Genomic DNA, 9,041 nt, shown 5'->3' on the forward strand with positions numbered 1-9,041 from the left:
ATTTCCGAAAAATCGAACGAGGTGAAGAAAATGGAATACACAGAAATTCAAGACATGCTTGATTTTATTGCGGCCAGTCCAACCAGCTTTCAGGCGGTGGAGCAGCTGAAAGCGCGGTTAGCGGAAGCCGGGTATGAAGAACAAGTGGAGAGCGCAGCCTGGACATTGACGCCGGGCGGCCGTTATTTTACGATCCGCAATCATTCGAGTCTGCTGGCATGGCAGATGCCGGAAACGCTGGACCAGCTGAGCTTCAACATCGTCGCTTCCCACAGCGATGCTCCGACCTTTAAGCTGAAGCCGAATGCCGTTATTTGTGAAAACGGATATCTCAAGCTGAACACGGAGGGCTACGGCGGCATGCTTTGCAGCACCTGGATGGACCGTCCGCTGGGGCTGGCCGGCCGGGTAATCGTGCGCGAGGGCGAACAGATTGTCAGCCGGTATCTCAATATAGAACGGCCGTTGCTGACGATTCCTTCTTTAGCGATCCACATGAACCGGGAAGCCAATACCAACGCCAGCTACAACGCTCAGAAGGATATGCTTCCGCTGATCGGCCTGGGCAGCGAGCCGTTTGACATGAAAGCGCTGCTGGCGGAAGAACTGGGGATCGCTCAGGCGGATGTGCTCAGCTTTGATCTGTACTTAACTTGTCTGCAGAAAGGCTATGTCTGGGGCCGGCATCACGAGTTTATTTCGAGTCCGCATCTCGATGATCTGCAATGCGCCTATACGACGCTGCAGGGATTTCTGCAGGGACACAGCCGCCGGTCGCTGAACGTGTACTGCTGCTTCGATAACGAGGAAGTTGGCAGCCGCACGCGTCAGGGCGCGGCCTCGGCCTTTTTGATCGACACGCTGCGGCGGATTTTGTCCGCGGTGCAGCTGAAAGAAGAGGAGCTGCAGCGGGCATTGGCCTCGTCGCTGATGATTTCCGCCGATAATGCTCACGCCGTTCATCCCAATGTGCCGGAGAAATCCGATCCGACCAACCGCGTCTATTTGAACCAGGGCATCGTGATCAAATACAACGCCAACCAGAGCTATACCTCCGATGCGATCAGCTCCGCGTTGTTTGTCGAGCTGTGCCGTCAGGCCGGCGTCAAAACGCAGTATTTCACCAACCGCTCGGATTTGAAGGGCGGCGGAACGCTCGGCAGCATCAGCACTTCGCAGGTCAGCATCGCTTCAGTCGATATCGGATTACCGCAGCTGGCCATGCATTCGTGCAATGAAACAGCCGGGATCGAAGACAGCGCGGCGATGATCCGGGCGATCAGGCAGTTTTACAGCACGCACCGCTGCATGCCGGAGGAAGGCGTGCTGATTCAGCAGGCGGATTAAAACGCGGCTGCCGGTCCATAGTAAAAACAGCGGAAACCGCGGGAAGGAGCGAGGCCGATGATTACCGTTGAACAAGTCAGAAACAATCCCCAGGTCAGAACTTATATCCAGAAGGCGGACGAAGCGTTGGCGGCACTGGGGTACACAGAGCACAGCTTCGCGCATGTCGGCAAGGTTGCCAAGGAAGCCCGGGAAATTTTATTAACGCTCGGCTACAGTCCGCGGGAAGCAGAGCTGGCGGAGATCGCCGGATGGCTGCACGATATCGGCAACGTGATCAACCGGGTCGATCATGCGCAGAGCGGCGCGGTCATGGCTTTCCGCATTCTGGACAAGCTGGGTGCAGAGGCGGAGGAAATCTCGACGATCATCAGCGCGATCGGCAATCATGACGAAAGCACGGCTTATCCGGTCAACCCGATTGCGGCGGCGTTGATCCTGGCGGATAAAACCGACGTCCGGCGCTCGCGTGTGCGCAACCGCGACTTCGCGACGTTTGACATTCACGACCGGGTCAACTATGCGGTTCATCAATCGCGGACGGAAATTACTGCCGATCATCAGAAGATCATTCTGGACTTAAAAATTGATACGCAGATTTCCGCGGTCATGGATTATTTTGAAATTTTTATGCAGCGCATGCTGCTGTGCCGCAAAGCGGCGGAAAAACTCGGTCTGACGTTTTCGCTGGTGATTAACGATCAGATCATCTTATAGAGAGAAGGCGAAATATGAAGCGAATTCATCTTAAACCCCAGGATCCATGCTGGTGCGGCAGCGGCCGTCCGTATGGCGAATGTCATCAGGCGTTCGATCAGAAAATTGCGTATTATAAAAAACGCGGCCACATCGTTCCCCCGCACAGCCTGATTCGCACTCCGGCAGAAATCGCCGGGATCCAAGCCAGTGCCGAGATCAATACCGCGGTGCTGGATGCCGTTGCGGCGGCGATTCATGAAGGAATGAGCACGGAGGAGATCGACAAGATTGTCGATGAGACGACGACTGCGCGCGGGGCAATCTGCGCTCCGCTGAACTACGAGGGCTATCCGAAAAGCGTCTGCACCTCCGTCAACAACGAGGTCTGCCATGGAATTCCCAGCCACCGGCGGAAGCTGAAGTCCGGCGATATCGTCAATGTCGACGTTTCGACGATTTACAACGGATTTTATTCCGATGCTTCAAGGATGTTTATGATCGGACAGGTCAGCGACGAAAACCGCCGGCTGGTTGAAGAAACGAAAGAATGCCTCAACCGCGGCATCGCGGCGGCTCAGGCCTGGCATTTTGTCGGCGATATCGGCGCGGCCGTGCAGAGCTATGCGGAAAGCTGCGGTTATTCCGTCGTGCGCGAGCTGGGCGGCCACGGCGTCGGTATCAAGTTCCACGACGATCCGTTTGTTTCCCACGTCGGCAAGAAAAACACCGGGATGCTTTTGGTGCCGGGGATGGTGATGACGGTTGAGCCGATGATCAACATGGGCGGCGCACGCGTGGAAATGGACCGCTACAACGGCTGGACGATTTACACGCAGGACGGCAAATCGTCGGCGCAATGGGAGCATACGATCCTCATCACCGAGGAAGGCCCGCAGATTCTGACGTATTAACGTGCTGTTCAAGCAGCACGACGATGAAAATCCGAAGGGAGATCTACGCATGGAAAATCAAGTTTTAGACGCGATCTTTAACCGCCGCAGTATCCGCCGGTACACAGATCAGCCCGTCAGCAGCGATCAGCTGGATTTAATTCTCAAAGCGGGGCAGGCGGCGCCGAGCGCGATGAATCAACAGCCATGGTATTTTGTGGCGATCCAGCGTAAGGATATGATCGAACAGCTGGCTTCCTTATTGACGGAGAACGAAGATCCCTATTATAACGCGCCGTTGTTAATCGTCGTGTTCGCCGATAAAAAGGCTTATTCGCCGGTAACCGACGCTGCGCTGGCGATTGCCAATATGATGCTGGCGGCGCAGGCGCTGCAGTTGGGGACGTGCTGGATCGATTACAGCCGCCACGTGTTCAATCATCCGAAGTTTGCCGGATTATCCGCCTCGCTGGGCGTGCCGCAGGACTATCTCTGCGTCGGTTCGTTGGTCGTAGGAACCCCGGCAGAACAGCCGGAAGCGCATCCGGTCAAGTCGGAAACGATGACGGTCGTGGCCTGATCATTTATCCCCAAATATAAAATAAAGCCGCAGTTTCACGGGTTGTTAACCTGAAACTGTGGTTTTTCTATTGTTTAACGAATTTTGCGTTTGAGTTTCCTCATTTCTGTTCATCCTAATACCAGCGAACAAAGCTTGAAAATACCGAAGGAGGAAACATCATGTTTAAACATCAGAAGAAACTGCTGCATCCGGTCAAGGTCAAGAAACCGAATCCTACTTATGCCGCATTGCTGCAGGAACAGTTAGGCGGGCCGCAGGGTGAGATGAAGGCGGCAATGCAGTATTTCGCCCAGAGTCTGCGGATTCAGGATAAGGAAATCAAGGATTTATTTCTCGATATTGCGGCGGAGGAATTATGCCACATGGAAATTGTCGCCGAGATGATCAATCAGCTCAACGGCGATCAGCTCAACGCCAAGGAAGCAACCGTCGGCGGCATGGAAGCTCATGTGCTGACCGGCTTGACGCCGATTTTAGCTAATGCGTCCGGTTTTCTGTGGACAGCGGCATATGTGAATGAAACCGGCGATCTGGCTGCTGATTTATTGTCCGATATCGCGGCGGAGCAGCGGGCAAAGGTCGTTTATCAGTATTTATACCGGCAGATTGAGGACGAAGGCGTGCGCGAGGTCATCGACTTTTTATTAAACCGTGAGGAAGCACACAACACGATGTTCCGGCAGGCGTTTAACCGGATTGTTGACAGCGGTTCTCAGAAAGACTGGGGCGTGACTTCCGATTCCCGGATTTATTTCGATTTGTCGGGCGATGGCCAGCATTTCGATCCCGCACGTAAAAATCCGCCGGAATTCAAGGAATAAAGGGCGTCGAGAAGAACCGGAGGGCTGCGAGTATGGCGTGAAATGCCGGCTTTCTGTTCAGGATTAATGTAAAATATCAAAATGAAACCGCGCTTCAATTTTCGATCCCAGCGCGGTTTTTTGAATGTATACGTTTTTTGATTCTATTTTATTATAAAAGGATCAGTTCCACCACATATACCGCGGCGCAAGCCGCCAGCGCAACGGTCAGCAGCCCCTTGCCGCGCCACCCCAGCGTTAATGCTGTCACCAGCCCAGCCACAGCACTGGGCCAGCAGCGGGTACTTGTTAAAATCGCCGGGAAGGTCATCGCCGCCAGCACGGCATAGGGAACATAGAACAAAAAGCTTTGGATAAACGGATTTTCAATCTTCTTCTGAAAGATGAGAATCGGCGCTGCGCGCAGAAGATAGGTGACCCCGGCCATGACCAGCGTATAAATCAAGATCGACGGATTATTCATGATCGTGCACCTCCTGAACCGGGAACAGCCAGGCGCCCAAAGCTGCCGCGGCCAGCGTAGAGAGAATGATTGAAAAACCTTCGGAAATCCAGCTGAACAGCGGACAGACATGAAGCGTCACGCTCATTGCCACGGCGATTCCCACGACGATGGCCACGGACTTTAACTGCCGGGCAACCGGAGCGACGATCGCGATAAACATCCCGTAAATCGCAACGGCGAAGGCCGCGCGCACCGCTTCCGGAAGCAGGGCGCTGAACGCACAGCCTAAAAACGTGCCGCCGACCCAGCCTGCCATAGGCGTCAGGATCAGCCCCAGCATATAGTGAAATTGGACGACTGGGTGGCTGACGGCAACCGCGAAGATTTCATCGGTATTGCCAAACGCCAGCATGGCTTTTTGCAGACGGGACATCGCCGGATCCAGCTTCTGCGCCAGAGAGAGAGACATCAGGGCATAGCGTAAATTGATCACCAGCGTGGTCAGCGCCATTTCGAATAACGATGCCTGCGACTGAATCAAAGTCAAGCCGGCAAACTGGCCGGCGGAGGTGAGATTGGTCGCCGAGATCATCACCGCTTCGCCTGCGGACAAACCCGCCGCCGCAGCCGCCATGCCGAAGGTAAACGACACTGAAAGATAACCCAGCGCGATCGGCAGCCCATCTTTTGCACCCTGTTTCCACCCCAAATTGTTCTGCATCATCGTGTTCCACATCCCCCAACTCTGTTTTGATTTATCTTTCATTCTAGGTTTTTCACACTTTTTCGTCAACGGTCAGGATCAAAAAAATGCGCTTTCCGCTTAAAAAATTGAGCATCGGCGGTTGGCGAAGGGCGGCTTTATGCTATAATAACGCTATAAGGAAGACCGCCGCTCAATCGAGACGGCGCAGGAAAAAATGATAGGGTGAATTTATGCAGCAATATGTTTATATCGTCGGTCATAAGAATCCGGACACCGATTCGATTTGTTCTGCCCTGGCGTACGCTGAACTCAAGCAGCGGCTGGGCGTTCATGCGATTCCGTGTCGCTTGGGACCGCTCAACGAAGAAACCAAATATGTACTGAAACGTTTCGGATTGGAAAATCCGCTGTTATTAAAAGACGCGCGGTCTCAGCTGCGCGATATCGACATCGACGAACCAACCTTGATCACGACCAAGACCTCGTTGAAGGAAGCTTGGGACGTTTTGTTCAAGGCCCGCAACAAATCGCTGTTCGTACTGGATGAGCAGCAGAAGCTGACCGGGATTGTGTCCACGTCCAACCTGGCGTCGCCGCGGATGATGAGCGACGAGCTGATGCATAAGCTGATGAAAACCGCTTCGCTGTCCGCGCTGGCCAAAACGATCAACGGCGAGATCGACTACGAACCGAAGAATTTCAAGACCAACGGCAAGGTGTTCATCGTCACGCTCAACGACGGCACAAAGTTTGAGGAGAACTTCCGCCATTCGATCACGATTCTCTCCGATGGCAACCGCAAGCAGCGGCAGCTGCTGGAAATGGGCACGCGGTGCATGATCATCACATGCAATCAGGAGATCAGCCCGGACAATCTTGAACTTGCGCGTAAACAGGACTGTGCGGTGATCCGCACGCCATGGGATACGATGAAGGTCGCCAAGGTCATCAACGAAGCCTTCCCGGTGGAAAGCCTGATGAGCCGCAATCCAATCACATTCCAGGACGACGAATATGTTGACGACGTTGCGAAGAAAATGGCGAACACCCGCTACCGCAGCTATCCGGTGCTGGATATCGAAGGCAAAGCGGTCGGCGCGGTTTCCCGCTATCACCTGCTGAACTATCGCCGCAAGAAGTTTATTCTGGTCGATCACTCGGCTAAAAATCAGGCGATCAACAACATTGACGACGCGGAGATCGAGGAAATTATTGATCACCATCACATTGGCAATATTGAAACCTCCTATCCGATTTTTTACCGCAATCAGCGCTGCGGCTGTACCTGTACGATCATCGCGCAGCTGTATAAGGAAAACGGCATCATCCCGTCGGCGCAGATGGCCGGAATTATGATGAGCGCGATCATCTCCGATACGCTGCATTTTAAATCCGCAACCACAACCCGGCTGGATAAGGATGTCGCTTACGGGCTGGCGGAGATCGCCGGGGTGGATCTTGATCATTACGCTGATGAAATGCTGAGCGCCTCGGTGGCCTTGAAGGAATCGACGCCGACGCAGATCCTTAACCGCGACTTGAAGACCTACGATATGGGAAAATACAAGATTGCGATCGGTCAGACCAACTATAAGAATATTGAAGATATCCAGGCAATTCTGCCGGCTTTCCGTCAGCAGCTGGAAAAGGAACAGACTGCCAAGCAGTTTGATTTAATGGTTATGATGTTTTCGCATATCATGGCGGAAGGCACGATGTTTGTTTACAGCGGTCCGCTTTCCTATGTGATGAACGAAATCATTGATACGAAATTCGACGACAATTCCGGTTATGATCATGAGATCATTTCCCGGAAGCAGCAGCTGATGCCGAAGCTTTCCGTCATTCTGAAACAGATGTAAAGCCGGCGGGAGGAACTCCATGAAAAAAATGACGGTCATGCGTTGGCTCGGCTCTGCCGCTACGGTGTTGTTTCTCATGATGTTGATTGTCAACGATTGCAACATCGGTTTTGACGTCGCATTGTACGATGATTACGGAATTCATGACCGGCCGAATCCGTTTACGCTGGCACAGCTGATCCTGCCGCTGGCCGGCCTGATTCTCAGCAGCGTTTTAACCTGGCAGCTGAATCATTGGGAAACGGCTGTGGAAAATAAATCGGATTCATCAAATGGATAATTCATGGAGGGTAAATCCGGGCATACTCACAGTGAGAGGCTGTCTGGATAACGGGGAAAAAACTTGAAAACGGCACGCAGAATCAAAGAAGATTGGATGAAATCAACACCGAAGGGCAGCAATGCCCTTTTTTAGTACTTGCGCTGGGCTGAAAAGAGAAGATTGTCGGAGAGAATCCTGTGCCCCTGCGGTTCGGCTGGGCTTCGCTTTGGACAACAGATAAAGAAGAAATCAAGAAATCGGAATGATTTCGCTTCACTTTCGTTTCTCTCATTTAAGAGCTATCAGAAAAGTGTAAAGTTCGCTTGACAGAATATGTAAAGTTGACTATACTAAAAATGTAAAGCTAGCTATACTATGGAGTGTGATCAAGTTGAAGAATCGAGTTCAGGAGCTGCGCAAACAGCGCCGCTTATCGCAAAGTGAACTGGCCGATGCGGTCGAGGTTACCCGCCAGACGATCATTTCGCTGGAAAACGGAAAATACAACGCCTCGCTGATGTTGGCGCACAAAATCGCCCGGTATTTTGACCTGACGATCGAAGAAGTCTTTTTATTTGAGGAGGATGAATGAAATGTTGGTTAAAGTTTTAAGTCATGCGCTGGCCAGCGGCGTGGATTATGAAAAAACATTAAAAGCCCGTCGGAATCTTTCCGTTCTGGGGATCGTTTTGGGATTGGTTGTTTTGGTGATCGTGAACTTGTGGAAGCCGGAAGCGGATCTTGCCTTCGCGGATTTTCTCAAGGGTGTTTATACAGGAACCGGTATCGGCTTAATGTTATTCTCCGCCCTGTTCTGGGTGAAGGTAAGAAAATTGCTGAAGGATCCGGAATTACAGAAGAAGACCCGGATTCAAGAGCAGGATGAACGCCAGACGTTGATCGCGATGAAGACAAGTTCCTCGGCGTTATTGATTCTGATCGGCCTGGAATATTTCGCTCTGTTATTAAGCGGAATGTTCAATGCCACGGTATTCTTCACATTGTTGGCAGTGTTGATCGCCGTCCTTGTCGTGATGATTGGCTGTAAGCTCTATTACAGCCGCCGGATTTAGAGGTGATCCGCATGGGCAAATGTGAAAAGCGGGCATGGCCGCTGACATTGGGGTTATTGGTGAATGCCGCCGCGCTGACGGTGCATGGCCTGATCGAGAATCTCCCGGAGGGATTGTTCATCCTGATGGAACTGGCCGCGATTGTGCTGATGTTGTGGGGAATTGTGGAAACTCGCCGGCGGGCCGGTCTGTGATCGGTTGAAAAGTCTGCGGATCGCAGTGAACCGCGGCTGTCATTGGATTGATTTGAATGCGGATTCACAAAGCCAGATTTGCCGGAAGCGATCTGGCTTTTTCCGTGTGCCGGGCATGGCATACATCTAGTTGGTGAAAATCCAACCACGGGTATTTAC

Annotated in this window: 12 protein-coding genes; 10 read left to right on the top strand and 2 right to left on the bottom strand. The window is 52.5% G+C overall.

Annotated features, from left to right (window positions below; translation table 11 throughout):
* Window positions 1–30: 30 nt before the first annotated feature.
* The 5 genes from I2G61_RS10360 to I2G61_RS10380 all read left to right on the top strand — a co-directional run bounded on the left by I2G61_RS10360 (window position 31) and on the right by I2G61_RS10380 (window position 4,340).
* The gene (locus I2G61_RS10360; protein ID WP_072685055.1) at window positions 31–1,347 is read left to right on the top strand and encodes a M18 family aminopeptidase; all 1,317 of its coding nucleotides are present in this window, start codon (window positions 31–33) and stop codon (window positions 1,345–1,347) included.
* Between the two features lie 57 nt (window positions 1,348–1,404).
* Window positions 1,405–2,064 (top strand): HD domain-containing protein, encoded by a 660-nt coding sequence (locus I2G61_RS10365; protein WP_006061366.1) that lies wholly within the window; start codon window positions 1,405–1,407, stop codon window positions 2,062–2,064.
* Window positions 2,065–2,078: 14 nt separating this feature from the next.
* Window positions 2,079–2,957, top strand: a complete 879-nt coding sequence (gene map, locus I2G61_RS10370; RefSeq protein ID WP_072684775.1) for a type I methionyl aminopeptidase — start codon at window positions 2,079–2,081, stop codon at window positions 2,955–2,957.
* Window positions 2,958–3,006: 49 nt separating this feature from the next.
* Entirely contained in the window at window positions 3,007–3,516 is a 510-nt protein-coding gene (locus tag I2G61_RS10375; RefSeq protein ID WP_072685056.1) for a nitroreductase family protein, read from the top strand.
* Between the two features lie 161 nt (window positions 3,517–3,677).
* Entirely contained in the window at window positions 3,678–4,340 is a 663-nt protein-coding gene (locus I2G61_RS10380) for a manganese catalase family protein (RefSeq protein WP_072684776.1), read from the top strand.
* Window positions 4,341–4,491: 151 nt separating this feature from the next.
* On the opposite strand, the gene I2G61_RS10385 is transcribed toward I2G61_RS10380, so the two are convergent.
* Window positions 4,492–4,803, bottom strand: a complete 312-nt coding sequence (locus I2G61_RS10385; protein ID WP_072684777.1) for an AzlD domain-containing protein — start codon at window positions 4,801–4,803, stop codon at window positions 4,492–4,494.
* Window positions 4,796–5,509, bottom strand: a complete 714-nt coding sequence (locus I2G61_RS10390) for an AzlC family ABC transporter permease (protein WP_083538557.1) — start codon at window positions 5,507–5,509, stop codon at window positions 4,796–4,798. The genes I2G61_RS10385 and I2G61_RS10390 overlap by 8 nt, the downstream gene beginning before the upstream one ends.
* A 212-nt stretch (window positions 5,510–5,721) precedes the next feature.
* Here I2G61_RS10390 and I2G61_RS10395 point away from each other — a divergent pair, with 212 nt between their 5' ends.
* The 5 genes from I2G61_RS10395 to I2G61_RS10415 all read left to right on the top strand — a co-directional run bounded on the left by I2G61_RS10395 (window position 5,722) and on the right by I2G61_RS10415 (window position 8,882).
* Window positions 5,722–7,353 carry a putative manganese-dependent inorganic diphosphatase gene (locus I2G61_RS10395; protein WP_072684778.1) on the top strand — a complete coding sequence of 544 codons (1,632 nt, stop codon included), beginning with the start codon at window positions 5,722–5,724 and terminating at the stop codon, window positions 7,351–7,353.
* A gap of 19 nt (window positions 7,354–7,372) precedes the next feature.
* Window positions 7,373–7,633 carry a hypothetical protein gene (locus I2G61_RS10400; protein ID WP_072684779.1) on the top strand — a complete coding sequence of 87 codons (261 nt, stop codon included), beginning with the start codon at window positions 7,373–7,375 and terminating at the stop codon, window positions 7,631–7,633.
* A gap of 373 nt (window positions 7,634–8,006) precedes the next feature.
* Entirely contained in the window at window positions 8,007–8,207 is a 201-nt protein-coding gene (locus I2G61_RS10405; RefSeq protein WP_039865436.1) for a helix-turn-helix transcriptional regulator, read from the top strand.
* 1 nt (window position 8,208) lies between these two features.
* Window positions 8,209–8,688: a hypothetical protein gene (locus tag I2G61_RS10410; RefSeq protein ID WP_072684780.1), complete on the top strand. Its 480-nt coding sequence runs from the start codon at window positions 8,209–8,211 to the stop codon at window positions 8,686–8,688.
* Window positions 8,689–8,699: 11 nt separating this feature from the next.
* Complete coding sequence (locus tag I2G61_RS10415) at window positions 8,700–8,882, top strand: hypothetical protein (RefSeq protein WP_072684781.1); 183 nt, start codon at window positions 8,700–8,702, stop codon at window positions 8,880–8,882.
* The last annotated feature ends 159 nt before the right edge of the window (window positions 8,883–9,041 follow it).

The organism is Holdemania sp. 1001095H_141210_F2 (assembly GCF_015558105.1).
Lineage (GTDB): Bacteria > Bacillota_I > Bacilli_A > Erysipelotrichales > Erysipelotrichaceae > Holdemania.